At 73.1% G+C, this 25207-nt stretch carries 22 protein-coding genes and 1 pseudogene; 15 read left to right on the top strand and 8 right to left on the bottom strand.

From position 1 onward, the window contains the following. Positions 1-16: 16 nt before the first annotated feature. Positions 17-820, top strand: coding sequence for a dipeptidase (locus AC3YO9_RS12755; RefSeq protein WP_489983389.1), 804 nt, complete (start codon positions 17-19; stop codon positions 818-820). 71 nt (positions 821-891) lie between these two features. Then, entirely contained in the window at positions 892-1998 is a 1107-nt protein-coding gene (locus tag AC3YO9_RS12750) for a D-alanine--D-alanine ligase family protein (protein WP_489983388.1), read from the top strand. Positions 1999-2010: 12 nt separating this feature from the next. Here AC3YO9_RS12750 and AC3YO9_RS12745 read toward each other — a convergent pair whose 3' ends face one another. After that, complete coding sequence (locus tag AC3YO9_RS12745; RefSeq protein WP_489983387.1) at positions 2011-2553, bottom strand: DUF3515 domain-containing protein; 543 nt, start codon at positions 2551-2553, stop codon at positions 2011-2013. A 219-nt stretch (positions 2554-2772) separates the two neighbouring features. Here AC3YO9_RS12745 and AC3YO9_RS12740 point away from each other — a divergent pair, with 219 nt between their 5' ends. From AC3YO9_RS12740 to AC3YO9_RS12720, 5 genes and pseudogenes are all read left to right on the top strand, one after another. Beyond that, positions 2773-3744 (top strand): thiamine-phosphate kinase, encoded by a 972-nt coding sequence (locus tag AC3YO9_RS12740; RefSeq protein WP_489983487.1) that lies wholly within the window; start codon positions 2773-2775, stop codon positions 3742-3744. A gap of 13 nt (positions 3745-3757) precedes the next feature. After that, positions 3758-4243: a GNAT family N-acetyltransferase gene (locus tag AC3YO9_RS12735; RefSeq protein WP_489983386.1), complete on the top strand. Its 486-nt coding sequence runs from the start codon at positions 3758-3760 to the stop codon at positions 4241-4243. A 10-nt stretch (positions 4244-4253) separates the two neighbouring features. Beyond that, a pseudogene (locus AC3YO9_RS12730) lies at positions 4254-4676 on the top strand (gamma carbonic anhydrase family protein); the annotation flags it as partial. 133 nt (positions 4677-4809) lie between these two features. Beyond that, complete coding sequence (locus AC3YO9_RS12725; RefSeq protein WP_489983385.1) at positions 4810-5487, top strand: uracil-DNA glycosylase; 678 nt, start codon at positions 4810-4812, stop codon at positions 5485-5487. A gap of 49 nt (positions 5488-5536) precedes the next feature. Next, positions 5537-6178, top strand: coding sequence for a homing endonuclease associated repeat-containing protein (locus AC3YO9_RS12720; protein ID WP_127782693.1), 642 nt, complete (start codon positions 5537-5539; stop codon positions 6176-6178). A gap of 73 nt (positions 6179-6251) precedes the next feature. On the opposite strand, the gene rpmB is transcribed toward AC3YO9_RS12720, so the two are convergent. Then, positions 6252-6443, bottom strand: coding sequence for a 50S ribosomal protein L28 (rpmB, locus tag AC3YO9_RS12715; RefSeq protein ID WP_127782694.1), 192 nt, complete (start codon positions 6441-6443; stop codon positions 6252-6254). Between the two features lie 199 nt (positions 6444-6642). Here rpmB and AC3YO9_RS12710 point away from each other — a divergent pair, with 199 nt between their 5' ends. Both AC3YO9_RS12710 and recG read left to right on the top strand, forming a co-directional pair. Continuing rightward, positions 6643-8274: a DAK2 domain-containing protein gene (locus AC3YO9_RS12710; protein ID WP_489983384.1), complete on the top strand. Its 1632-nt coding sequence runs from the start codon at positions 6643-6645 to the stop codon at positions 8272-8274. A 4-nt stretch (positions 8275-8278) separates the two neighbouring features. Beyond that, a complete protein-coding gene (recG, locus tag AC3YO9_RS12705) occupies positions 8279-10501 on the top strand; it encodes an ATP-dependent DNA helicase RecG (RefSeq protein ID WP_127782695.1) in 2223 nt (740 codons plus the stop codon). A gap of 12 nt (positions 10502-10513) precedes the next feature. Here recG and AC3YO9_RS12700 read toward each other — a convergent pair whose 3' ends face one another. From AC3YO9_RS12700 to AC3YO9_RS12675, 6 genes are all read right to left on the bottom strand, one after another. Beyond that, a complete protein-coding gene (locus tag AC3YO9_RS12700) occupies positions 10514-11329 on the bottom strand; it encodes a BPL-N domain-containing protein (RefSeq protein ID WP_489983383.1) in 816 nt (271 codons plus the stop codon). Beyond that, positions 11326-12684, bottom strand: a complete 1359-nt coding sequence (locus AC3YO9_RS12695; protein WP_489983382.1) for a heparan-alpha-glucosaminide N-acetyltransferase domain-containing protein — start codon at positions 12682-12684, stop codon at positions 11326-11328. The genes AC3YO9_RS12700 and AC3YO9_RS12695 overlap by 4 nt, the downstream gene beginning before the upstream one ends. Further along, positions 12681-13427 (bottom strand): BPL-N domain-containing protein, encoded by a 747-nt coding sequence (locus AC3YO9_RS12690; protein ID WP_489983381.1) that lies wholly within the window; start codon positions 13425-13427, stop codon positions 12681-12683. Before AC3YO9_RS12690 ends, AC3YO9_RS12695 begins: the two co-directional genes overlap by 4 nt. Next, positions 13424-17395 carry a Pls/PosA family non-ribosomal peptide synthetase gene (locus AC3YO9_RS12685; RefSeq protein WP_489983486.1) on the bottom strand — a complete coding sequence of 1324 codons (3972 nt, stop codon included), beginning with the start codon at positions 17393-17395 and terminating at the stop codon, positions 13424-13426. Before AC3YO9_RS12685 ends, AC3YO9_RS12690 begins: the two co-directional genes overlap by 4 nt. Positions 17396-17982: 587 nt before the next feature. Beyond that, on the bottom strand, positions 17983-18420 hold the full coding sequence (locus tag AC3YO9_RS12680; RefSeq protein WP_489983380.1) for a hypothetical protein: 438 nt from the start codon (positions 18418-18420) through the stop codon (positions 17983-17985). Continuing rightward, the gene (locus AC3YO9_RS12675; RefSeq protein WP_206518130.1) at positions 18413-18781 is read right to left on the bottom strand and encodes a hypothetical protein; all 369 of its coding nucleotides are present in this window, start codon (positions 18779-18781) and stop codon (positions 18413-18415) included. Before AC3YO9_RS12675 ends, AC3YO9_RS12680 begins: the two co-directional genes overlap by 8 nt. Positions 18782-18970: 189 nt before the next feature. Here AC3YO9_RS12675 and AC3YO9_RS12670 point away from each other — a divergent pair, with 189 nt between their 5' ends. The 6 genes from AC3YO9_RS12670 (at position 18971) to rpmF (ending at position 25204) form a co-directional block, all read left to right on the top strand. Then, a complete protein-coding gene (locus AC3YO9_RS12670; protein WP_489983379.1) occupies positions 18971-22345 on the top strand; it encodes a pyruvate carboxylase in 3375 nt (1124 codons plus the stop codon). Next, positions 22342-22908 carry a 16S rRNA (guanine(966)-N(2))-methyltransferase RsmD gene (rsmD, locus tag AC3YO9_RS12665; RefSeq protein ID WP_127782702.1) on the top strand — a complete coding sequence of 189 codons (567 nt, stop codon included), beginning with the start codon at positions 22342-22344 and terminating at the stop codon, positions 22906-22908. The genes AC3YO9_RS12670 and rsmD overlap by 4 nt, the downstream gene beginning before the upstream one ends. After that, positions 22905-23393, top strand: a complete 489-nt coding sequence (gene coaD / locus AC3YO9_RS12660; RefSeq protein WP_489983378.1) for a pantetheine-phosphate adenylyltransferase — start codon at positions 22905-22907, stop codon at positions 23391-23393. Before rsmD ends, coaD begins: the two co-directional genes overlap by 4 nt. Positions 23394-23511: 118 nt before the next feature. Further along, positions 23512-24213 (top strand): DivIVA domain-containing protein, encoded by a 702-nt coding sequence (locus AC3YO9_RS12655; RefSeq protein WP_489983377.1) that lies wholly within the window; start codon positions 23512-23514, stop codon positions 24211-24213. 176 nt (positions 24214-24389) lie between these two features. Next, a complete protein-coding gene (locus AC3YO9_RS12650; protein WP_127782705.1) occupies positions 24390-25022 on the top strand; it encodes a YceD family protein in 633 nt (210 codons plus the stop codon). Between the two features lie 2 nt (positions 25023-25024). Next, positions 25025-25204, top strand: a complete 180-nt coding sequence (gene rpmF, locus AC3YO9_RS12645) for a 50S ribosomal protein L32 (protein WP_127782706.1) — start codon at positions 25025-25027, stop codon at positions 25202-25204. The last annotated feature ends 3 nt before the right edge of the window (positions 25205-25207 follow it).

The raw sequence follows: 25207 nt of genomic DNA, 5'->3' as shown, positions 1-25207 counted from the left end.
GTGGTGGGAAGGCAGGATGGTGCCCCGGGCAGCGGTGCTGCTGTGGGCGGACGGTCTTCCCGGAGAGGCCGGCCAGCCGGCGTACCCGGAGCTGGCTCGACTCACCGTGACGGTCACCTCCCGCGCCGAGCTGGAGCTCCTCCTGCTCCGCGTCCGTGCCGCCGAGCACCTGCACCTGCTCGAGGTCGTCGAGGTCCCCGCCCACGTGCGCACCGTGGTGGTGCTCGGGCTGGCTGACGCCGGCGTGCTGGACGGGGACGTCACCCTGCTCGCCGACCTGCACCGCCTCGGCGTGCGGGTGCTCGCCCCCATCCACGGCCACGGCAACGCCGCCGGCTCGGGCGCCCTCGACCGCGTGGACGCGGGGCTCACCGAGCACGGCCAGGTGCTGCTCGCCGAGCTCAACGCGGTGGGCATGGTGGTGGACGTCGCCGGGGCCAGCGAGCGCGCCACCGTGCAGATGTGCGAGCTCACCCGCGCCCCGCTGCTCATCAGCCACTGCGTGCTGGACGCCGACTGCGCGGTTCCCGGTGCCATCACCGTCGGGCAGGCGCGGGCCTGCGCGGCGACCGGCGGGGTGATCGGCATCGGTACCCCGGCAACCGCCGCCACGGTCGGGGCGGAGGACTTCCTCGCCCTGCTCGAGCGGGCGGTGGCCCTGGTGGGCGCCGAGCACGTGGGGCTGGGTGCCGTGGCCCCCGAGGTGCTGCGGGGACTGGACGGCACGCTGCGCGCGCGGGGGTGGTCGGCCTCGGACGCGGCCGCCGTGATCGGGGGCAACGCGGTGCGGGTGGCCCGGCAGGTGCTGGGCCGGGGGTAGCGCCACACCAGTGGGTGACACCTCAGTGGGATGGCGGAGGATCGGCCCGGCACCCCGGTAGCGTTGCGCCCATGGTTGAACGACGCACCAAGGTTGCTGTGGTCTACGGCGGACGCAGCAGCGAGCACGCCGTGAGCTGCGTGTCGGCGGGCAGCGTGCTCAGCCACCTCGACCCGGAGCGCTTCGAGGCCGTGCCCCTGGGGATCACCCGGGACGGCGCGTGGGTGCTGGGCACCACCGACCCCGAGGCGCTGGCCATCCACGGCCGCACCCTGCCCAGCGTGGACCCCGACGGCGTCTCTGTGGCGCTGTGCGTCGACCCGCACCGCGGCGGCGACGTGGTGGCGCTCGACCCGGACCGTGCCGGCGAGGTGCTCGCCACGGTGGACGTGGTGTTCCCCGTGCTGCACGGCGCCTACGGCGAGGACGGCACGGTGCAGGGCATGCTCGAGCTGGCGGGGCTGCCCTACGTCGGCGCGGGTGTGCTCGCCAGCGCGGCGGGGATGGACAAGGAGCTCACCAAGAAGCTGCTGGCCGCCGAGGGACTGCCCGGGGGCACCCAGGTGGCGCTGCGCGGTGGTGTGGCCACCCTGGACCAGGGGCAGCGCGAGCGGCTCGGGCTTCCCGTGTTCGTCAAGCCGGCCCGGGCAGGGTCGTCGTTCGGCGTCAGCAAGGTGACCAGCTGGGACCACCTGGACGCCGCCATCGCCGAGGCCCGGCGCTTCGACCCCAAGGTGGTCATCGAGTCGGCCGTGGTGGGCCGCGAGGTGGAGTGCGGGGTGCTCGAGCTGCCCGACGGCACCGTGCGCGCCAGCCTGCCCGCGGAGATCCGGCTGCTCAAGGCCGACGACGACAACGCCTTCTACGACTTCGACACCAAGTACCTCGACGACGTGGTGGCCTACGACATCCCCGCGGTGCTGGACGAGCAGACCCTCACCGCCATGCAGGAGATGGCGGTGACGGCCTTCCACGCCCTCAGCGGTCAGGGCCTGGCCCGGGTGGACTTCTTCGTCTGCGAGGACGGCTCGCTGGTGATCAACGAGGTCAACACCATGCCAGGGTTCACCCCGATCTCCATGTACCCGCAGATGTGGGCGGCCAGCGGGATGGACTACCCGTCCCTGCTGAGCACCCTCGTGGACACCGCCGTCGCCCGCGGAACCGGCCTGCGCTGAGGCCCTGACGCCCTAGCGGACCGGGGCGGGGTCCAGCGCCGTGGCGGGCAGGGTGGCCCGCACGGTGGACGAGATCTCCTGCACCGGGGTGGGGCCGGTGCCGTTGGGCAGGGTCAGGCCGACGTAGACGGCCCGGTCGACGGCCACCCACGTGGTGGAGCTGAGCCCGACCTCGGCGCCGGAGATCTGCAGCCACTGCACACCGTCCACCTCCACCAGCGCCGCCGCGGTGTCGAACTCGGCGGGCCGGTCGATGCCACAGCGCAGCACCACGGGGTCGGCCGACTCCGGGCCCTGCCACGCCGCAGCCCCGGCCGGTGCCGGCTGGACCAGCTGGGCTCGCTCGTCCTCGCCGAGCTGCTGTGGCAGCGCGGCCAGCAGGCTGGTGCACTCCGGCGACGTCGCCTCCGGGGCAGGGATCGCGCCCACCACCACCGGCCCGCCGCCGGCGCTGTCGTCCTTGGCGATCACCGCCGCAGCGATCACGCCCACGGCCAGGGCCACCGGCAGGGCCACGGCAGCGGCGAGGACAGCAGGGGGATGGGTGCGCGACACCGTCGGTCAGCTCCTCACTCGGGGTCGCCGCCACTGCAGGTACTGCCGCGGAGGGGCGGGCACCAGCAGGGTAGAAACTACTGCCAGGGAAACGGCTGCCAGGCAGGAGCGGCGGCGGCAACGTCGAACCACTCATCGACCGGGTCGTCCCGATCGCTGCCAAGGTACCCGCAGCCGGATCACCGCACCGCCACGACCACAGCCAGCAGGAGGCCCCCGATTACGTCCGCATCGAGCAAGCAGACCGTCGCCGACATCGGCGAGCTCGGGGTGATCGACCGGGCCGTGCGCGGCCACGTGCAGCCGGACACCACCCTGCTCGGTCCCGGTGACGACGCCGCGATCGTGCGCGCCGCCGACTCCCGCGTGGTCGCCAGCACCGACGTGCTGGTGGAGGGCGTGCACTTCCGGCTGGACTGGTCCACGGCCGAGCAGGTGGGGCGCAAGGCCATCGCCCAGAACGCCGCGGACATCGCCGCGATGGGAGCCCACTCCACGGCGTTCCTGGTGGGGCTGTGCTGCCCGTCCAGCACGCCGGTCGAGGTGGTCGACGGCCTGGTCAAGGGGATGTGGGCGGCAGCTTCTGAGCTGGGCGCAGGCATCGTCGGCGGCGACGTGGTGCGGTCGGACAACGTGGTGATCTCGGTGACTGCGCTGGGTGACCTGCGCGGACGGGAGCCGGTCACCCGCTCCGGCGCCCAGGTTGGCGACGTGGTGGCGCTGGCCGGTCGGGTGGGCTGGTCCGGCGCCGGGCTGGCCGTGCTCAGCCGGGGCTTTCGCGCCCCGGCGGCGGTGGTGCTGGCCCACCGCGAGCCCGAGCCCCCCTACGCCGCCGCGCTGGCCGCCGCTGCGGCCGGGGCCACGGCCATGACCGACGTCTCCGACGGGTTGCTGGCTGACGCCGGGCACCTGGCCGCCGCCTCCGGGGTGGGCATCGAGCTGCGCCGGCGACCGCTCACCCCGCCGCAGCGCCTGGTGGACGTGGGCAACGCGCTGGGCGTGGACCCGTGGACCTGGGTGCTCACCGGCGGCGAGGACCACGCGTTCCTGGCCACCTTCCCGGCCGGCACCGCCCTGCCCGAGGGCTGGGAGGCCATCGGCACGGTGCACGCCGGTGCTGGGGCCCAGGTGGACGACAAGCGCTGGACCGAGGCCGACGGCCCCACCGGCTGGCAGGCGTTCGGCAAGTGAGCCAGGTGGTGCTGTGAGCCAGGTGGTGCTGCGCCCGGTCGACTACGGCGTCGCCGAGGTGGCCGAGCTGGAGCGGCAGGTGCAGGCGGAGTACGCCCGACGCTACGGCGGCGGTGACGACACGGTGCTGCAGCCCGAGCAGTTCCGGCCGCCCCGCGGGCTCTTCCTGCTGCTGACCGTGGACGGGGTGCCCTCCGGCATGGGCGGCTGGCGGGCCAGGGACGCCGACGGGCGGTTCGTGCAGGACGGCGACGCCGAGGTCAAGCGGATGTACGTGGTGCCCCAGGCACAGCGCCAGGGGCACGCCCGCACGCTGCTGGCCGAGCTGGAGCGCACCGCCGCCCAGCACGGGCGCACCCGGATGATCCTGGAGACCGGGATGGCGCAGCCGGAGGCGATCGCGCTGTACACCTCCGCCGGCTACACCGAGATGGGCCGGTTCGGCCTGTACGCGCACGAGGAGTCGGCCCGCTACTACGCCAAGGTGCTCGGCGGCTAGGTTCGCCCCCATGGCCATCTACGCCCTCGGCGACATCGCGCCCACCGTCCACCCCGACGCCTTCGTGCACCCCGACGCCACGGTGATCGGCAACGTCACGCTGGCTGCGGGCGCCTCGGTGTGGCCGCAGGCGGTGCTGCGCGGCGACTACGGGACGATCACCGTGGGGGAGCGCACGAGCGTGCAGGACGGCACCGTGGTGCACTGCACCGACTGGCACCCCACCGACATCGGTGCGGACTGCGTGGTGGGCCACAACGCGCACGTCGAGGGAGCCACCATCGGCGACGGCTGCCTGATCGCGTCGGGCTCGGTGGTGCTCAACGGGGCGGTGGTCGGCGACGGCGCCGTGGTCGGTGCGGGCGCGGTGGTGGGCTTCAACGGCAAGGTCCCCGCCCGGGCGATGGCCCTGGGGGTGCCGGCCCGCATCCGGGAGGGCCACGAGGTGGCCGAGGGCTCCACCCTTCCGGTGGTGCAGAAGTACCTGGAGAACATCACCCGCTACCGCGACGAGCTGCGCCGGCTGGACTGAGCGGCCGCCCGGGCGCCGGATAGCATCTGCGCTCGTGGCTGGACGACCGTTGAACGAGGTGGTGGAGGCCGGCTGGGCGCAGGCCCTCGCGCCGGTGGCCGACAACATCGCCGAGATGGGTGAGTTCCTGCGTGCGGAGGTGGCCGCCGGACGGCGCTACCTGCCGTCGGGTGCGGCGGTGCTGCGGGCGTTCCAGCAGCCCTTCCACGCGGTGAAGGTGCTCATCGTGGGCCAGGACCCCTACCCGACGCCGGGGCACGCAGTGGGGCTGAGCTTCTCGGTGGCCCCGGACGTGCGGCCGGTGCCCCGCAGCCTGGCCAACATCTTCCGCGAGTACACCGACGACCTGGGCCTGCCCATGCCCAGCACCGGCGACCTCACCCCGTGGACCGAGCAGGGAGTGCTGCTGCTCAACCGCGTGCTGACCGTGCGCCCGGGGGAGTCGGCCGCGCACCGCGGCAAGGGGTGGGAGGCGATCACCGAGCAGGCCATCCGGGCGCTGGTGGACCGGCCCGACCCGCTGGTGGCCGTGCTCTGGGGCAAGGACGCCGGCACCCTCACCGAGCTGCTGGGCGACGTGCCGATCATCGCCTCGGCGCACCCCTCGCCGATGTCGGCCTCCCGCGGGTTCTTCGGCTCGCGCCCGTTCAGCCGGGTCAACGCCGAGCTGGAGGACCTGGGCGAGGAGCCGGTGGACTGGCGCCTGCCCTGACACGCCGGGTGACGTGGCTCGGGCTCTCGGCGTGAGGCACAGTGGAGTGATGACGCCCGGCAACCACCTCCCCGACGGCACGAGCAGACCCGGCGGGGCACAGGTGGTGACCGAGCAGGACACCGACGACCGGCAGACCGAGCGTGCGGTGCGCGCCTGGATCAGCAAGCACCCCGGGTGCGGCCGCGATGCCGTGGCCGCGGGCGTGGGGGTGCCGGTGGAGCGGGTGAGCGAGATCCTCGGGTCCGAGGCGGGGCTGCTGCTCACCGAGACCCGGGCGCGGGTGCCCGAGTTCAGCGACGCGGAGATCATCGCCTGCCTGCAGCACGCGGCGGCCACCCTGGGCAGCCCGCTGGCAGTGAGCAAGTACGACGCGGTGAACACCAGTGGCCCCTCCAGCGCCCGCATCATCCAGCGCTTCGGCTCCTGGAACGCCGGCTGCGAGGCGGCGGGCCTGGCCGTCAACAAGGGGCGGGTGAGCTACTCGCGGGGCTGGACGCGCCAGTCGGTGCTGGAGGCGGTGGCCGACTACCTCGCGTCGGAGCGGCCGACGGGCTCCTACGCCGACTACACCGCCTGGGCCCGCCGCACGCCGGGCGCGCCCAGCGGGCAGACGCTGCGCAACTACGTGGGCGCGTGGTCCAGCGCCAAGGCCGAGGCCATGGTGGTGCTGGCCCAGCGACGGCACTAGCCGCCCTGGGGCCGGTGAGCGGGCACGAAAAAGACCCGGTGGAGAACCACCGGGTCTGTTTCACACAACCAGCTCAGGCGCGAACGACCTTGCCCGCCTTGAGGCAGGAGGTGCAGACGTTGAGCTTCTTGCGGTTGCCGGGGGACACCTCGGCGCGAACCGTCTGGATGTTGGGGTCCCAACGGCGCTTGGTACGTCGGTGCGAGTGCGAGACCGACATGCCGAAGCCGGGTCCCTTGGCGCAGACGTCACAGACGGCAGCCATAGTCGGACTCCTCGATAGTCATTACTTCACGGACAACCCGGCTAGCGTAGCGGGCGCACGCCGGCTCAGACAAACGACCCCACCAGCAGTCCCGCCGCCCCGCCGCCCGGGCACCAGTCGCGCTGTCGGGGCACGCGGATAGTCTCAGGTGACCCGCCCACGGGGCTGATCACCCCGGAGCACACCAAGGAGACGTCAGGTGCTGCAGCTGCTCGACGCCGCCGCACTACGGCGCTGGGCGGACGCCTGCGTGGAGGTGCTCACCACCCACTGCGCGGAGATCAACGGGCTCAACGTCTTTCCGGTTGCCGACTCCGACACGGGCAGCAACTTGCTGCACACCCTGCGGGCGGGGCTCGACGCCCTGGTCCGCGCGCCCGAGGAGGTCAGCCAGAGCTGCTCGGCCACGGCGGCCGCTCTGGCCCGCGGCACCCTGGTCGGTGCCCGGGGCAACTCCGGGGTGCTCATCTCCCAGGTGCTGCGCGGGCTGGCCGAGACGGTCACCACCGACGCCGGCCTCACCGGCGCCGACCTCTCCGCGGCGCTGCGCCGGGCCGACGAGCTGGCCTACGCGTCGGTGGGCGAGCCGGTGGAGGGCACCGTGCTCACCGTGCTGCACGCCGCTGCCGAGGCCGCGCAGCGGGTGGAGCAGCCCAGCCTGGCCGCGGTGGCCACCGCCGCTGCCCGGGCCGCCACCGAGGCGCTCGCCCACACCCCGTCGCAGCTGTCCGTGCTGGCCAAGGCGGGGGTGGTGGACGCGGGCGGCCGGGGGCTGGTGCTCATGCTCGACGCGCTGGTGGCCGTGGTCACCGGCACCGCCGCCCCCAACCCGGTGCGCACCGTCAGCGCCCGGCCCGCGGAGATGCTCACCGCCGAGCGGGAGAGCGGGTCGTCGGCGCACGACTACGAGGTGATGTACCTGCTCGACGGCACGGGCCCGGAGCAGGTCGCCGGGCTGCGCGAGCACCTCAACGCCATCGGCGACTCGGTGGTGGTGGTGGGTGACGGCAGCGACCTGTACTCGGTGCACGTGCACTGCAACGACATCGGCGCTGCGGTGGAGGCCGGCGTGGTGGCCGGGCGTCCGCACCGCATCACCGTGGCCCGCTTCGCCGACGTCGCCGAGCCCCGCCAGGACAGCGGCCGGCTCACCAGGGAGCGGGCGCTGCTGGCCCTGGTGTCCGGGGCGGAGACGGCCTCGCTGTTCGCCGGGGAGGGCGCGGTGGTGCTGCGCTGCGGACCTGGCCCGGTGGAGCCGGACGCGGTGCGCAGCGCCATCGAGGACACCCGCGCCGGCCACGTCACGGTGCTGCCCAACGGCCTGGTGCCCCAGCGCGAGCTGATCGACGTGGTGGCCGCCATCCGCAAGGCCGGGCAGGGCGTGACGGTGCTGCCCAGCAGCTCACCCGTGCAGGGGCTGGCCGCGCTCGCCGTGCACGACCCCGGCCGCGACCACGAGGACGACACCCTGGCCATGGCCGAGGCCGCCACCGCCACCCGTCGCGGCGCGGTGCGGGTGGCCCGCGAGCAGGCGCTGACCTGGGTGGGCCGCTGCGAGCCCGGCGACGTGCTGGGCCTGCTGGACGACGAGGTGGTGCTCATCGCCCGCGGGGACGACCCGGCCGAGCAGCAGTCCGAGGCGGTGCGCGGTCTGCTGGACCGCATGCTCGACGCCGGTGGTGAGCTGGTGACGGTGCTGACGGGGGAGGGTATGGACGCGACGCTGGAGCAGGAGATGGCCGACCACGTGCAGGCGGTGCACCCCGGGGTCGAGCTGGTGGTCTACCCAGGTGGCGTGCTGGGAGACGTCGCCGTGCTCGGGGTGGAGTGAGCCCGTGGCGCAGCTGACCGACCCGCTGGGGCACGTGCTGGGGGAGAAGGCGGGCAAGGCCCTGGCCAAGACGCTGGACCTGCACACCGTGGACGACCTGCTGCGGCACTACCCGCGCCGCTACGCCGAGCGCGGCGAGCTGACGTCGATCGCCGGGCTGGAGGAGGACGAGCACGTCACGGTGATGGCGCGCATCGCCAAGGTGGACCTGCGCAAGATGCAACAGCGCCGCGGCACGATCCTCACGCTCACCATCACCGACGGCCGCAGCGAGCTCACCTGCACCTACTTCAACCAGCCCCACCTGGCCAAGGAGCTCACCCGCGGCCGGCGCGGGCTGTTCGCCGGCAAGGTCAGCCGCTACCGCCGGTCGCTGCAGCTGACCAACCCGCAGTACCTGCTGCTGCCCGACGACGACCACCTCACCGCCAGCTCCTCGGAGGGCTCGGGGGTGCTGGGGCTGGCCGCGGTGCCCGACGAGCGCGACTTCACCCGCCCGCTGCTGCCGGTGTACCCCTCCGCGGCCGGGCTGCCGTCCTGGACGGTGGCGCAGTGCGTGCGGGTGGTGCTGGACGTGCTGGAGGAGCCGGTGGACCCGCTGCCGGAGCAGCTGCGCACCGAGCACCAGCTGGCGCCGCTGGGCCAGGCGCTGCGGGCGGTGCACCTGCCGGAGGACGAGGCCGAGCTGGCCGCGGCCCGCCAGCGGCTGCGCTTCGACGAGGCGCTGGCCCTGCAGCTGGTGCTGGCCCAGCGCCGCCACGCCGACACCGAGCGCAGCGCCCCGGCGCTGCCCCCGCGCCCGGACGGCCTCGCCGCCGCCTTCGAGCGGCAGCTGCCGTTCGCGCTCACCGAGGGCCAGCAGCAGGTGGGCGCCGAGGTGGCCGCCGACCTCGCCCAGACGCACCCGATGAGCCGGTTGCTGCAGGGGGAGGTGGGCTCGGGCAAGACGGTCGTCGCGCTGCGGGCCATGCTCGCCGCCGTGGACGCCGGCCGCCAGGCTGCGCTGCTGGCGCCCACCGAGGTGCTCGCCGCCCAGCACGCCCGCTCGCTGGCGGATATGCTCGGCCCGCTGGGTCGTGCCGGTGAGCTGGACAGCGCCGAGCAGGCCACCCGGGTCACCCTGGTCACCGGCTCCATGCCGACCGCGGCCAAGCGCCGGGCGCTGCTGGAGGTGGTCACCGGCGACGCCGGGATCGTGGTGGGCACGCACGCACTGATCCAGGACACCGTGCAGTTCTTCGACCTGGGCCTGGTGGTGGTGGACGAGCAGCACCGCTTCGGCGTGGAGCAGCGCGACGCCCTGCGCGAGCGTGGCCGCGACGGCGCCACCCCGCACCTGCTGGTGATGACCGCCACCCCCATCCCGCGCACCGTGGCGATGACGGTGTTCGGTGACCTCACCGTCTCCACGCTGCGCGAGCTGCCCCGGGGGCGCTCACCGATCGCCAGCTCGGTGGTGCCGGTGCTGGAGAAGCCCGCCTGGCTGGATCGTGCCTGGGAGCGGGTGCGCGAGGAGGTGGCGGCCGGCAGGCAGGCCTACGTGGTGTGCTCGCGCATCGGCGACGACGGCTCGGCGGAGGACGAGGTGGCGGCCGCCAAGGGGGGCGAGGGCCCGGAGACGTCGGCGGTGCTGGAGGTGGCGCCGGAGCTGGCGGCGGGACCGCTGGCGGGGTTGCGGGTGGAGGCGCTGCACGGGCGGCTGCCCAGCGACGAGAAGGACGCCATCATGCGGGCCTTCGCCGGGGGCGAGATCGACGTGCTGGTGGCCACCACGGTGATCGAGGTGGGCGTGGACGTGCCCAACGCCACCACCATGGTGATCATGGACGCCGAGCGCTTCGGCGTGAGCCAGCTGCACCAGCTGCGCGGCCGGGTGGGCCGGGGCGGGCACGCCGGGCTGTGCCTGCTGCTCACCAGCGCCGCGCCGGGCAGTCGTTCCCGCGAGCGCATCGAGGCCGTCGCCGCCACCACCGACGGGTTCGAGCTGGCCCAGCTGGACCTGGAGCAGCGCCGGGAGGGCGACGTGCTGGGCGTGGCGCAGTCCGGGCACAAGTCGTCGCTGCGGATGCTCTCGCTGCTGCGCGACACCGAGGTGATCGCCGCCGCGCGCGAGCAGGCGGAGCTGATCGTCGCTGGCGACCCCACCCTCCAGGCGCACCCCGGGCTGGCCGCGATGGTGACCTCGGCCCTGGACGGCGAGCGGGTCAGCTACCTGGTCAAGGCCTGAGCGGGGGTCTGCTCACCCGCCGTACCGGGTGGAGGTCGGGCCCACGGGACCCGGACCCTGCGCGCTGGGGCGCCAGGTGGTGGCCTTGACCAGGTCGATCCCCAGGTCGTGGCTGAGGACGCCGGCGCTGTTGAGCCCGGCGGAGTCGAACCAGGACTGGTCGGCCTCCGGGTGCGGGCCCACCACGCCCACCCGGCCGCTGCCGTAGGAGGAGACGACGGCGGCCGGCTCCCCGGTGAGGTAGGTGGCGATCACCTCGGCGTCGGCGCCGGGGGTGATCCGAAAGACCGGCCCGTCCTGGAAGTACATCCGCCGGGGCACCCCGCGCCACAGCACCGACACGATGGTGTCGCGGGTGGTCCGGACCGTGGCCCCGTCGAGGGTGACGTACTGCTCGGTGTCACCAGGCAGCAGCCGGAACCCCGGCGTCGCGCCCGCGAGGTAGCCGCCGAGGCAGAAGCCGAGGTAGCTGCCGCCCTGGCGGACCCACGCCCGGATCACCTCGGTGTCCGCACTGATCTCGTCCCACGCCGGGTCGAGGTTGGCGCCGCCGGGCTGGGCGTACGCCGTGGCCGTGGCCAGGGTGTCCGCGGACAGCGGCAGGTCCTCGTCGGGGCCCACGTACGAGGTGCGGAAGTGGGCGCTGCGCAGCAGCGCGGTGACCGCCTCGGGGCAGCCCGGGGTGGCCGCGGGCCCGCGGTACACCAGGGCGAGCGGGCCGCTGTCGCGGTCGATGCTCAGCACGCCCGCCCCACCGGCCGCCGCCAGCACGCCGGCTCCGCCCAGGCCCAGCAGCAGCTGTCGTCGGGTGACCCGCGCCTCGCTCACCGCGGCCCCCACCGGTGCCGGGCCCGCTGCCGGTGCCGTCCGCCTGACCTGCGGGAGGGCGGTGCGGAGGCCACGGCGAGGACCCGGCGCCGCGCCCGGGTGGCGGCGCCGGTGGCCAGGGTCTCCAGCGGGCCACGGCCGGCGATGGACCGCCACGCGAGTCCCAGCGCCAGCACCGCCACCACCTGCAGCAGGTAGCTGGTCATCGCGGGATAGGTGTCGTGGGCGGAGTTGATGAACATGAGGTGGACGGTGTACAGCGTCAGCGTCATCGTCCCGGCGGCCACGAGCGGCGCCTGCACCGCGCCGAGCACCCGGCGCACCGGCGGCCAGGCGAGGTGGCCCACCAGCAGCAGCACTCCGATCACCGCCAGCGCCACCCCGGTGGTGGCGGCCAGGTCGAGCGGGGTGCTGGTGTGTGGCTTGTCTAGCGCGAGCCACCACCAGGTGGAGGTGGGGGTGGTGCCGTCGCCGCCGAAGACCAGCACGTCCTCGGTCTCGGAGGTGGTGAGGTTGCTGGCGTCCACCGCGGCACGGATGCGGTCCACCCCGCCGTAGGTGTGCAGCAGCAGCGAGGACGTGACCGCTGCGGCCACGGCGAGCACGAGCCCGCTGACCAGCGTCACGAGCGCCACCTTCGCCCGGCCCAGGGACAGGCGCCCCAGCACCAGTCCCGCGCAGAGGTAGGCCATCCACGGCAGCGCGGGGTACTCACCCACGAGCGTCACCTCCGCGAGCAGCTGGCCGGGACCCTGCACCAGGTCGCCGAAGCCTGGGTTGTCCAGCGACGGGGCGGGCAGGTGCGGCAGCAGCACGTGGGTCAGCGCGGGTCCCCCCACCGCCGCGACGACGCCTGCGCCAGCGACCGCCCAGGTGGGCAGCAGGACCAGGGGAGCGACCAGGACGAACATCATCGCGTAGTACGGCAGGATCACCATGGCCAGCGACGGGTCGGCGTAGCCCAGCAACAGACCGATGCAGCCGATGACCCCCGCCCGGGCGAGCAGCCCGACGGCGGTGGGAACCGCGGCCCCCCGTCGTACCCGGGCCCGGCCGGTCATGAAGGCCACGGACACCCCGGCGAGCACCGCGAACAGCGCGGCGGATCGCCCGCCGAAGACCAGGAAGCTCCAGGTGGGCGCACCAGTGTCCGGGTCGAAGTCGGGCAGGGCGTGGATGGCCATCATCCCGACGAGCGCGATGCCGCGCGCGGCGTCGATCCCGTTCAGCCGAGCCCGAGGGAGCTGACCCACCGCCCCCGGGCCTGCCGTGCGCGGCACGGGGGAGGGCCGGGGCGCCGGGGAGGGCCGCAGCGCCGTGGTCGGGGTGGCGCCCGTGCGCAGGGCGGCGGTCACGGGGACATCACCGCGTCGACCAGGGCGAGCCCGAGGTCCTGCCCGCGGGCGGCGGCGGCGTCCCGCCGCCGGCGGCCGGGGTCGGGCAGCCCCGCGTCGGTGAACCAGTCCCTGGTGGCCTCCGGGTGCGGGCCGACCACGCCGACCCGGCCGGCGCCGTACCCGGTGACCAGGGCGGCCACCGTCCCGTTCGGGTAGGTCGCCATCACCGTGGTCCCCTCGTCGGCAGAGATCTCGAAGTGCGGGCCGTCCTGGAAGAACAGCACTCGCCGGTCGTCGCCCCAGCAGACCTCCACCAGGGTGTCGTCGGTGGTGCGCACGGTGGCCCCGCGGCTCACCACGTACTGGTCGGTGTCGCCGGGCAGCAGCTTGAACCCCGGCGTGGCGCCCGCGAGGTATCCGCCGAGGCAGAAACCGAGGTACCGGCCACCGCCCTGGACGTACCCGCGGATGTCGTGCCGGTGCTTGCGCAGCCGGCGGTAGGCGGGCCCCAGGTCGGCGCCCCCCGGCTGCGCGTACACCGCCGCCCCCGCCAAGGTCGCGGCGCTGAGGGGATGCGGCTCGTGGGGTCCGACGTAGCGCACCGCGAAGCCCCAGCGGCTGGCGCTGAGCAGCTCGGCGACCGCCTCGGAGCAGCCGGGCACCGAGGCAGGTCCGCGGTACACCAGCGCCAGCGGTGCGCCGTCGGGCCCGGCCCGCGTGGCCTCCGGCTCCGTGCTGGTGCGCCCGAGCCACCGCCTCATCGCGCTGCCCCCGCAGCCGCCAGCAGGCCGGTGCCTGCCTGCCCGCCGCTCGGCAGCCGGTCCACCGCCTGGGCGGGGATGCCCCGCCACTCGGTGGTGGCGGGCAGGTGCTCGCCCTTCATCACCAGCGACAGCGACCCGAGCGAGACGTCACGCTCCACCACGGCGTCGTAGAGCACCACCGCCCGGGTGCCGACGGTGGCCCCCGCTTCGACGGTGACCACCGACATCTTCATCACGCGGTCCTCGAACAGGTGCGTCTGCAGCGACACCTCGGTCCCGATGACGGCGTCGTCACCGATCTCCACGAGGTCGAACTCGGTGAGGTAGGTGGTGCCGATCCAGGTGCCGCGACCGACCTTGGCGCCGAACGCGCGCAGCAGCGGAGGCAGGAAGGGAGTTCCCACCAGCATCCCCACGGCGGCCGGGACCGCGGCCGCCTCGTAGAGGCCGGTGACCAGCTCGCTGTGGCGGACCGTGCGGCTCCACAGCGGTTCCACGCGGGGGCGGTAGGTGCCGATGAAGTTGCGCTTGACCGCCACGCAGAAGGCCACCACCGCGAGCCCGGACAGGATGGTCATGAGGGGGGAGACCAGCGCGGGCACCGCGATGTCCCGACCGCGGGTGACGTCGGAGAGCACCCACAGGTACAGGTAGAAGCTCACGCCCAGCACGGATGCGGGCAGGGTGGCCCGCAGGAGCTCGATGAGCAGGCGGTGGCGCACCACCGGGCGGGTGGGCCGGAAGGTGAGCTCCTCGGGGAAGGAGCCGCTGTCCTGGCGCACCGGCAGCCGCATGGCGGGGGAGCCCAGCCACGACGTCCCCGGCGGCACCCCGGACTCCGGGGGCGCCGTGCAGACCCCGACCAGGGAGCCGTCGCCCATGCTGGCACCCGCCGCGACGACGGCCGCGTTGCCCACGAACGAGCGCGCGCCGATCTCGGTGCGCTGGAACATCACCCGTCCCCCCACGAAGGTGGCGGCACCGAGGCTGGCCATGTCGGCCACGAAGCTGTCGTCGCCGAGCGTGAGCAGGTCGGGGTCGAGGTGCGCGGCGGTGGACACCTCGGCACCGCGGCCGATGTCGGCACCGAGCAGCCGCAGCCACGGCGCCGTGTACAGCGTGGCGTACAGCGAGTTGGTGAACATCAGGCTGAACTCGATGAGCTTGTCCGCGAGCCACTTGCGCACGCCCAGCCCCGAGCGCAGCGGGTGCGCCCCCAGGGGCAGGCTCGGCAGGATCACCCGCTTGCCCACCAGCACCACCGCGCACACGGTGAGCACGAAGACGGGCCCGGCCAGCAGGGTGGCCAGCAGCCCGGCGATGACCCCGAAGGCCAGCAGCGCCCACCACACCAGAGCCACGCTGGGCACGATCATGGCGATGGCGGCGATCTCGAGGGCGAAGGCGCCGACGGCCACCGCCGCGAGCTGCCCAGGCCGCCAGCCGTCGCGGCAGGGCTCGTCCACCAGCATCGACTCCACGGTCACCGACAGCCGGTCGACGGGCTCCGCCGGCGACCCCGCGTACCGGTGGCCGGCAGGGACCGTCTCGCCGTCGCTGAGCACCGACAGCTCGCCCAGGGCGGCCTCGGCCTGCACCGTCGCGCCGGGGTCCAGCACTGCCTGGGCACCGACGAAGGCGTCGCTGCCGATGGTGATCGGCTCGACGACCACCCAGCCGTCCTCCACCCGCCACGGGTTGAGGGACACGCCGTAGCCCACGGCCGCGCGGTCGCCGATGCGCAGCATGCTGGGCAGGCTGATCGCGCTGGTGGCGATCTGCGCGTGCGTGCCGATCTTGGCCCCGAGCAGCCGCAGGTACGGCGCGGCCAGCGGTGAGCCGCTGAGCACGGGCAGCGGGCTGATGGACAGCAGCAGGTTCAGCGACCAGATCCGGAGGTAGGTGACACCCCAGAGCTTGTACCGGCCCGGTCTGATGCCGGCCACCATCAGCCGGCCGAACAGGATGGGCAGGACCCACCGCACGTTGAGGTAGCTGACGAGGATCGCGACCAGCAGCTGGGCCAGCACCTCGACGGAGACGAAGCCGTCGTTCTCGGTGTAGACGTAGACCACCGGGAGGGTCACCACCAGCAGCAGCAGGTAGATGGACGCCGCCTGCCAGCCGCCGGCGACCGCGATGCGCCGGGTGCTGTGCCGCAGCGCCCGCGGCCGCGGGCGGGTGGGTGCCGTGCGGTGGCCCGACCGGGCCGCGAGCTGGGTGGCCATGCCCCGCACGGTGGGGTGGTCGTAGAGGTCGCGCAGCGCCACCCCCGCGCTCTCCGGCACCTCCCGCAGGCGGGAGACCACCTGCGCGGCGAGCAGCGAGTGGCCTCCGAGGTCGCTGAAGAAGTTCGCCTCCACCGAGAGCGCCTCGGGCTCGAGCCCGAGTGCCGCAGCCCAGGCGGTGCGCACCTGCTCCTCCACGGGGCCCTCCGGCTCCACCACGGGCCCGCCGCGCAGCGCCAGGCGACGGGCGGGTCGGGGCAGCCTGGTGCGGTCGACCTTGCCGCTGGGCATCGTGGGCAGGGCGCTCACGACGTCGAGGAACACGGGCACCATGTACGCGGGCAGCCGCTGGACGAGCTGCTCGTGCAGACGCTCGGTGAGCACGTCACGGGGCACCTCGACCCCAGCGCCCTGCACCACGTAGGCGGCCAGCTCGCCGGAGGAGCCGGCGTCGGCAGGGTCGGCGCTCAGCGCCACCACGGCTTCGGTCACCGCCGGGTCCTCGAGCAGCACGCTCTCGATCTCGCCGAGGTCGACGCGGTGCCCACGGATCTTCACCTCGGCGTCGGCGCGGCCGTGGTACTCCAGCTCGCCCTCCGGCGTCAGGCGCCCGAGGTCGCCAGTGCGGTAGAGCCGGCCCGGCGCCGGCGCCAGCCGGTGGTGGACGAAGCGGTCGGCGGTCAGGTCGGGCCGGCCCACGTATCCGAGGGCCACGCCAGGGCCCCCGATGCAGATCTCGCCGATCTCTCCGGGCGCCACCTCGGCGCGGTCGTCGTCGAGCAGCACCACGGTGTAGGTGGGCAGCGGCCTGCCGATGGTGACGCGAGCACGGGGCAGCAGCTCGGCGACGGTCGCGGTGACGGTGGCCTCGGTGGGGCCGTAGGTGTTGAGCATCCGGCGCCCGGGCCTGCTCCACCGCTCCACCAGCTGCGCGGGGCACGCCTCGCCGCCGACCAGCACGCTGCGCAGGCGGGGCAGGTCGCGCGGGATGGTGGCCAGCAGGGTGGGCACGCAGTACAGGACGGTGACGCCGGCGTCGTCCAGGAAGTCGGCGAGCTCGGCACCCAGCCGGCGGGAGTCGGTCGGTCCCACCACGAGGGCCGCGCCGACCGCCCAGGTGGGCCAGATCTCCTCGATGGAGAAGTCGAAGGAGATGGTCATGCCTTGGTACACGCGGTCGACCGGACGGACGTCGTAGACCTGGGGCACCACGCGCAGGAAGTTGCAGATGCTGGACTGGGCGATCTGCACGCCCTTGGGGCGTCCGCTGGACCCGGAGGTGTACATCACGTACGCGACCGGGTCGGCCCCGTCCGGGTCTGGATCGTCACCGACGCGGGGCACCGGGCGGCGCCGGTGCGAGGGGGACAGCTCGATGGGCGCGCGGTCGGTGTCGACCTCAATTGTGGTGCACGCCAATGCGGGAAGGGCATTCGACAGCGAGGACGACGTGACCACGAACTCGACTCCCGCGTCGGCGATGATGAATGCCACGCGATCGGCCGGCGCTGCGGGGTCAATCGGAACAAATGTGTTGTCCGCCTTGCCAATCGCCAGCAGTGCGACGTAGGTGTCGAGTGATCGGTGCAGAAGAATGGCTGTCCGTGCACCCGGCCTGACGCCGCGTGAGACGAGGTGGTGGGCCAACCGGTTTGCTCTCGCCTCGAGCTCGGCGTAGCTGACCAAGACCCCCTCCCAGTCCACAGCGGTGCTGAGAGGCGTTCTGTCGCAAGTTATCTCAAAGAACTGGTGGAGTCGCTGCGCAGTCTTGGCGACCGGTCTTGCAGCGGTTGCGGCACGAGCAGCCCCTTGCGAGACGGGTGTGTTCATCGAGCTCCTTGTCGAGCGGAGTTCTGGTGGAGCGCACCCCGGCAATGCGCAGCCCTCCGCTGCGCGCGTCCCGCCAAGAATGGGAGAGCCCGCCGCAGGAGAGCCTGTTTCGGGCGCAAATCTAGCGCATGAGGACCACGTTAAACAACAGAAAAACCCGCATGAACAAATGCTCACGCAAAGTGCACCTCGGGCTACCTGACGTGCATATAGACGAGTCGAGAAAATGTGCTCAGGCAACCTCTCAGGGGCACAACGTCACACCATTGTTTACGCTGTGCTGAACAATTCGACGGCCTCGCTGCCGGCGGTGTGAGTGCGCGGAGGTTCGTCCACGGTGGGGCCGTGGGTGTTTCGCACGAACCGGGTGCCGCGACCATCCTCGGGCGGTCCCGTTCTGTCCGTGGGCATCACCGAGGGTGGTCGAGATGACAGTGGGTGAGCCTTCCGGAACACGCCACCACACGCAGCTGCGCCCACCGGCCCCGAGGCGGTCAGGGGTGCCGGGCGGTGTGCCGCAGCCACCACAGGCCCAGCACCGGCAGCACCAGCGGGACGAACCCGTAGCCGGCGCCGAAGTCCGACCACACGGTGGCGTCGGGGAAGGCGTCCGGGAACACCAGGCTGGCCGTGCCCACCGCCAGCACGCCCACCAGCTCCGCCGTGATCGCCGTGGTGGCCAGCCGTCGGGACAGCGCGCCGCCCCGGGCCAGGGTGACCGTGGCCAGCACGTAGATCAGCGCGGCGAGCGCGGAGAGGGAGTACGCCAGCGGAGCGCGGTCGAGCTGGGTGCCCAGCTGCACGACCGAGCGGGCCGTCGCGGAGAGGGCGAAGATCGCGTACACGGCGATGAGCAGGCGGCCGGGGCCGCTGCGAGTGGCGGCGGCCCGGGTGCGCGGCGCGGCGGGGGTGTCACCCCAGCGCTCAGGCACCGTAGCCCGACCAGATCTGGTTCATCCGGACCACCAGCACCGGGATGACCAGGCACCCCACCATCAGCACTCCCACGCCCCACCGGCTCCGCTCGGCGAGCGACCACCACCCGGCCGCCGGCAGGATCAGCAGCGCGCCCAGCAGGTAGCCCACGAAGGTGGCGCTGGCGATGTGCCGGTGCTCCCCGAAGATCTTGCTGATGCCGACCACCGCCTGGACCACCAGCGCCACCTCGACCAGGGCGAGCCAACCCAGCAGCAGCCGGTGGCCCTTGGGGCCGCTGAGCATGAGCATGACCAGGCACCACAGCGCCCCGAGCAGGGCGCCGACCGAGATGGTGCCGGAGAGCAGCCCCGTCACTGCCCGCGCTTCCTCATGCCGGTCAGTATCGGCCATCGACGGCGGCACGTGGCGGCCGGGGACGGCGCCCGCGGCTGCGGGTGGGCAAGGCCACGTGCTGCTCGTCAGCACCCGGCGCGTCCGGCTCGGCATCATGACCGGCACCACCCGGTAGCGTTGCCAGGCACGTCACCTGAGAGGCGAGCGACCATGTTCCAGAAGGTGCTAGTTGCCAACCGTGGCGAGATCGCCATCCGTGCCTTTCGTGCGGCCTACGAGCTGGGGGCGGGCACCGTCGCCGTCTTCGCCTACGAGGACCGCAACTCCGGCCACCGGATGAAGGCCGACGAGAGCTACCAGATCGGCGAGGAGGGCCACCCCGTCCGGGCGTACCTCTCGGTGCCCGACCTCATTGCGGTGGCCCAGCGCTGCGGCGCCGACGCCATCTACCCCGGGTACGGCTTCCTCTCCGAGAACCCCGACCTGGCGGCGGCCTGCGCCGAGGCCGGGATCACCTTCATCGGCCCCTCCGCCGAGGTCCTCGAGCTCACCGGGAACAAGGCGCGGGCCATCGCCACGGCCCGGGAGGCCGGCCTGCCGGTGCTGGCGTCCAGCGAGCCCACCGACGACGTGGAGCAGCTGCTGGCGGTCGCCGAGGACATGACCTTCCCGGTGTTCGTCAAGGCGGTCGCGGGGGGTGGCGGGCGCGGCATGCGCCGGGTGATCGAGCCGGCGGACCTGCGGGAGAACATCGAGGCCGCCATGCGGGAGGCGGAGTCAGCCTTCGGCGACGCCACCGTGTTCCTGGAGCAGGCGGTGCTCAACCCCCGCCACATCGAGGTGCAGGTGCTCGCCGACGGCCAGGGCAACGTCATCCACCTCTACGAGCGCGACTGCTCGGTGCAGCGTCGCCACCAGAAGGTGCTGGAGATGGCACCGGCGCCCAACCTGGACCCGGCCCTCCGCGAGCGGATGTGCAGCGACGCGGTCAGCTTCGCCACCGCCATCGGCTACTCCTGCGCGGGCACCGTGGAGTTCCTGCTGGACGCCGACGGCAACTACGTCTTCATCGAGATGAACCCCCGCATCCAGGTGGAGCACACGGTCACCGAGGAAGTCACCGACGTGGACCTGGTGCAGGCGCAGATGCGGGTGGCCGCGGGGGAGTCGCTGGCCGACCTGGGCCTGGCGCAGGAGGACATCGTCCTGCACGGTGCCGCGGTGCAGCTGCGGATCACCACCGAGGACCCCAACAACGCCTTCCGCCCGGACACCGGTCGCATCACCGCCTACCGCTCGCCGGGCGGCGCGGGGGTGCGGCTGGACGGCGGCACCACCCTGGGCGCCGAGGTCGGCGCCTACTTCGACTCGATGATGGTCAAGCTGACCTGCCGCGGCCGCGACTTCGACACCGCCGTGGCCCGGGCACGACGGGCGGTCACCGAGTTCCGCATCCGCGGGGTGTCCACCAACATCCCCTTCCTGCAGTCGGTGCTGGAGGACCCAGACTTCCGGGCCGGGCGCGTCACCACCTCCTTCATCGAGGAGCGCCCCCAGCTGCTCAACGCCAACGCCTCCGCCGACCGCGGCACCAAGCTGCTCACCTACCTGGCCGACGTCACGGTGAACCAGCCCAACGGCGAGGTGCCGGTGGCGGTGGACCCGCTGGAGAAGCTGCCCACGATCGACCTGGACGCACCGCCGCCGGACGGCTCCCGCCAGCGGCTGCTGCGGCTGGGCCCGGAGGGCTTCGCCGCCGACCTGCGGGCGCAGAAGGCCCTCGCCGTCACCGACACCACGTTTCGCGACGCCCACCAGTCGCTGCTGGCCACCCGGGTGCGCACCAAGGACATGCTGGCGGTGGCCGGCCACGTCGCCCGGATGACGCCGCAGCTGCTGAGCCTGGAGGCGTGGGGCGGCGCCACCTACGACGTGGCGCTGCGGTTCCTGGCCGAGGACCCGTGGGACCGGCTGGCCGACCTGCGCGAGGCGGTGCCCAACATCTGCCTGCAGATGCTGCTGCGCGGACGCAACACCGTGGGCTACACCCCCTACCCGGAGCGGGTGACCGACGCCTTCGTGGCCGAGGCGGCCAGCACCGGCATCGACATCTTCCGGATCTTCGACGCCCTCAACGACGTGGACCAGATGCGCCCGGCCATCGACGCCGTGCGCGCCACCGGCACCGCGGTCGCCGAGGTGGCGCTCTGCTACACCGGCGACCTGTCCGACCCGGCGGAGAAGCTCTACACGCTGGACTACTACCTGGGCCTGGCCGAGCAGATCGTGGCGGCCGGTGCGCACGTGCTGGCCATCAAGGACATGGCCGGGCTGCTGCGTGCCCCGGCTGCCGCCACCCTGGTGGGCGCGCTGCGGGAGCGGTTCGACCTGCCGGTGCACGTGCACACCCACGACACCGCCGGCGGCCAGCTGGCCACCTACCTGGCCGCTGCCGAGCACGGTGCCGACGCGGTGGACGGCGCCATGGCCTCCATGGCCGGCACCACCAGCCAGCCCGCGCTCTCGGCCATCGTGGCGGCCACCGACCACACCCCGCGGGCCACCGGCCTGGACCTGCAGGCGGTGTGCGACCAGGAGCCGTACTGGGAGGCGGTGCGCCGGGTCTACGCGCCGTTCGAGGCCGGGCTCAGCGCACCGACGGGACGGGTCTACCACCACGAGATCCCCGGCGGGCAGCTGTCCAACCTGCGCCAGCAGGCCATCGCGCTGGGGCTGGGGGAGCGCTTCGAGGAGGTCGAGGCGATGTACGCCGGGGCCGACCGGATGCTCGGCCACCTGGTCAAGGTGACCCCCTCGTCCAAGGTGGTGGGCGACCTCGCCCTGCAGCTGGTCGGCGCGGGGGTGTCGGTGCAGGACTTCGAGGCCGACCCCAAGCGCTTCGACATCCCCGACTCGGTCATCGGTTTCCTGCGCGGCGAGCTGGGCGTGCCCCCTGGTGGCTGGCCCGAGCCGTTCCGCACCCGCGCGCTGGAGGGTCGGGCGGAGGCCGCGCCCACACCCGAGCTGACCGCCGAGGACGAGCAGCAGCTGCGGGACGCTCCGCGGGAGACCCTCAACCGGTTGCTCTTCGCCGGGCCCACCCGGGAGTTCGTCGAGCACCGCGAGCAGTTCGGCGACACCTCGGTGCTCGCCAGCGGGGAGTTCTTCTACGGGCTGCGCTACGGCGCCGAGCACGAGGTGGAGCTGGAGCCCGGGGTGCGCCTGCTGATCGGCCTGGAAGCGATCTCCGACCCCGACGAGCGGGGCATGCGGTCGGTGATGTGCACCCTCAACGGACAGCTGCGCCCGGTGCAGGTGCGCGACCACAGCGTCGCCTCGGACGCCCCGGTGACCGAGAAGGCCGACCGCGCTGTCCCTGGGCACGTGGCTGCACCCTTCGCCGGCGTGGTCACCCTGTCGGTGCAGGAGGGTGCCGAGGTTGCCGAGGGTGACCCGATCGGCACCATCGAGGCCATGAAGATGGAGGCCGCCATCAGCGCGCCGGTGGCCGGCACGGTCAAGCGGGTGGCGCTGAGCGGGGTCTCCCCGGTGGAGGGCGGCGACCTGCTCGTGGTTCTGGAGTGACGCGGATCATCGCCGGGTCCGCCAAGGGGCGGCGGCTGACCGTCCCGACCAAGGGCACCCGCCCCACCTCCGACCGGGTGCGGGAGGCCATCTTCAGCGCGCTGCACGCGCGCACCGACCTCGACGACGCCCGGGTGCTGGACCTGTACGCGGGCTCGGGTGCGCTGGGGCTGGAGGCGCTCTCCCGCGGCGCCCGAGAGGTGCTGCTGGTGGAGTCCGACGCCCGCGCCGCCGCCGTGGCCCGGAACAACGTCAGCACCGTGGCCCTGCCCGGGGCGACGGTGCGCTGCTGCAGCGTGGCCGCCGCCCTGGGCACCCCGCCGGAGCAGCCCTACGACCTGGTGCTCGCCGACCCGCCGTACGCGGTCACCGACCAGGCCGTGGCCCGGGTGCTGCAGACGCTGGTGACCGACGGCTTCGTCGCCGACGGCTCGCTGGTGGTGCTGGAGAGGTCGGCCAGGGGTGCGGTCACCGAGTGGCCGGAGGGGCTGCAGCCGGAGGTGGTGAAGACCTACGGCGAGACCAGGGTTGAGATCGCCGCCTGTTACGGTCCCGTGCCATGAGCAGTGCGGTCTGCCCGGGTTCCTTCGACCCCGTCACCAACGGGCACCTCGACGTCATCGAGCGGTCCTCCCACCTGTTCGACGAGCTCGTCGTCGCGGTGCTGGTGAACAAGAAGAAGCAGGGCCTGTTCACGGTGGACGAGCGCATCGACATGCTGCGGGAGTGCACCGCGCACCTGCCCAACGTGCGGGTGGACTCCTGGGACGGCCTGCTGGTCGACTACGCCAAGGCGCACGGCCTGCGCTCCATCGTCAAGGGCCTGCGCGCAGTCAGCGACTTCGACTACGAGCTGCAGATGGCGCAGATGAACCAGCAGCTCTCCGGGGTGGACACCTTGTTCATCTCCACCAACCCGCTGTACAGCTTCGTGTCCAGCTCGCTGGTCAAGGAGGTGGCCACCTACGGTGGTGACGTCTCGCACCTGCTTCCCGATCTGGTGCACACCCGGCTGCTGGAACGGTTGGCCGCCAACGCCTCTCAGTGACCACGCGAATCGCTCGGTGACGACACGCCGCCGGCGGTGCCCGCTGAGCCCGGCGCGGGCGGGCACACTGTGCCGAGCGGGTTGACTCGCACTTTCCTTTGATGATCGGGGTTGACGTTTGTACCGGGTTTTCGAGGCGCTCGACGAGCTGGTCGCCATCGTCGAAGAGGCGCGCGGCGTCCCGATGACCGCAGGCTGCGTGGTGCCGCGCGGGGACGTGCTGGAGCTGCTCGACGACGTGCGTGACGCCATCCCCGGCGAGCTCGACGACGCCCAGGACGTGATCGACCACCGGGACAAGGTGGTGGGCGACGCCCGCGCCGAGGCCGAGAGCACCGTGGCCGCGGCCAACGCGGAGGCCAAGGCCACGCTGGCCAGTGCCCGCGCCGAGGCCGAGCGGATGGTGACGCAGGCCCGCGACCGCGCCGAGCAGATCATCACCGACGCCCAGGGGCAGGCCTCGCGCACCATCGACGAGGGCGAGCGGGAGTTCGAGAAGCTCACCTCCCGTGCCCGGGCCGAGGCCGAGCGCATGGTCACCGCCGGCGAGAGCTCCTACGAGCGCTCGGTCAGCGAGGGCGAGGCCGAGCAGCGCCGCCTGGTGTCGCAGACCGAGATCGTCCAGGTGGCCAGGGACGAGTCGGCCAAGATCATCGACGCCGCCCACGACGAGTCCGACCGCCTGCGCGCGGAGTGTGACGTCTACGTGGACACCAAGCTGGCGACCTTCGAGGAGACCCTCACCGGCACCCTGCGCACCATCACCCGCGGCCGCCAGCAGCTGCGGGCCGGGCTCGGCACCCCCGACTACCGCAGCTGAGCGCCCGGCCGAGCGCGGCCACCCTGCCTCGCGCGTATCGTGGTGTGGTTGCCCGGTGCAGAGCCGGCGACACCGCGGTACCGCTGGGCGCACCGTCGCGCCCCGGAGCTCCTCCCGTGAGCACCCACGTGAGACACCCACGAACTGAGACCTGCAAGGAGACACGAGCAGCCGTCATGCCAGCACACAGTCACTCCGGCACGCACGTGGACCCGTCTGCACCCCTGGTGCTGGACACCCGCGAGCTCGGCCGCCGGCCGGGCAGCATGCGCACCGTCGAGCGCACCGTCGACGCCCCGGAACGCATCGGGCTGGAGCTCATCGCGGTGCCCCAGGGCGACCCGCTGGAGCTCGACCTGCGCCTGGAGTCGGTGATGGAGGGCGTGCTCGTCAGCGGCACCGTCACCGCGTCGGCGGTCGGCGAGTGCTCGCGCTGCCTGGAGACCTTCACCCGGCCGGTGCAGATCACCCTCACCGAGCTGTACTACTACCCGGCCAAGACGCCGCAGCAGGCCGAGGAGGACGACGAGGCCAGGATGGTCGAGGACGAGCTGATCGACCTCGCCCCGGCCGTCACCGAGGCCATCGTGCTCGACCTGCCGCTGCAGCCGTTGTGCTCGGAGGACTGCCCCGGACTGTGCGCCCAGTGTGGTGTTCAGCTGGCGATTGCAGAACCCGGGCACGGGCATGAGACCATAGATCCCCGTTGGGCCGCGCTGTCGGCCAAGCTCGACCAGGCCGGTGTTCCGGAGCCCAGCGCCAAGCACAGCACCGATGACGGTGCGCCAACCGATCTCGAGGAGAAGTAGTCGTGGCCGTCCCGAAGCGCAAGATGTCCCGTGCCAACACCAGGGACCGCCGTAGCCAGTGGAAGACCACTGCTCCCACCCTGGTGACCTGCCCCAACCGGGCGTGTGGCGAGCAGAAGCTCCCGCACATCGCCTGCCCGTCCTGCGGCACCTACAACAACCGTCAGGTCACCGCGGTCTGAGTC

Source organism: Rhodococcus sp. Z6_132, assembly GCF_058133635.1.
Note: the sequence above shows the minus strand (reverse complement) of the source record. Positions and strands in the feature narration are given on the sequence as shown.

Excerpts from the sequence above, each read along its gene's own strand:
- AC3YO9_RS12755 (WP_489983389.1), top strand. The coding sequence starts at position 17 with ATGGTGCCCCGGGCAGCGGTGCTGCTGTGGGCGGACGGTCTTCCCGGA.
- AC3YO9_RS12750 (WP_489983388.1), top strand. The coding sequence starts at position 892 with ATGGTTGAACGACGCACCAAGGTTGCTGTGGTCTACGGCGGACGCAGC.
- AC3YO9_RS12720 (WP_127782693.1), top strand. The coding sequence starts at position 5,537 with ATGACGCCCGGCAACCACCTCCCCGACGGCACGAGCAGACCCGGCGGG.
- rpmB (WP_127782694.1), bottom strand. The coding sequence starts at position 6,443 with ATGGCTGCCGTCTGTGACGTCTGCGCCAAGGGACCCGGCTTCGGCATG.
- AC3YO9_RS12690 (WP_489983381.1), bottom strand. The coding sequence starts at position 13,427 with ATGAGGCGGTGGCTCGGGCGCACCAGCACGGAGCCGGAGGCCACGCGG.
- AC3YO9_RS12670 (WP_489983379.1), top strand. The coding sequence starts at position 18,971 with ATGTTCCAGAAGGTGCTAGTTGCCAACCGTGGCGAGATCGCCATCCGT.
- coaD (WP_489983378.1), top strand. The coding sequence starts at position 22,905 with ATGAGCAGTGCGGTCTGCCCGGGTTCCTTCGACCCCGTCACCAACGGG.
- AC3YO9_RS12650 (WP_127782705.1), top strand. The coding sequence starts at position 24,390 with ATGCCAGCACACAGTCACTCCGGCACGCACGTGGACCCGTCTGCACCC.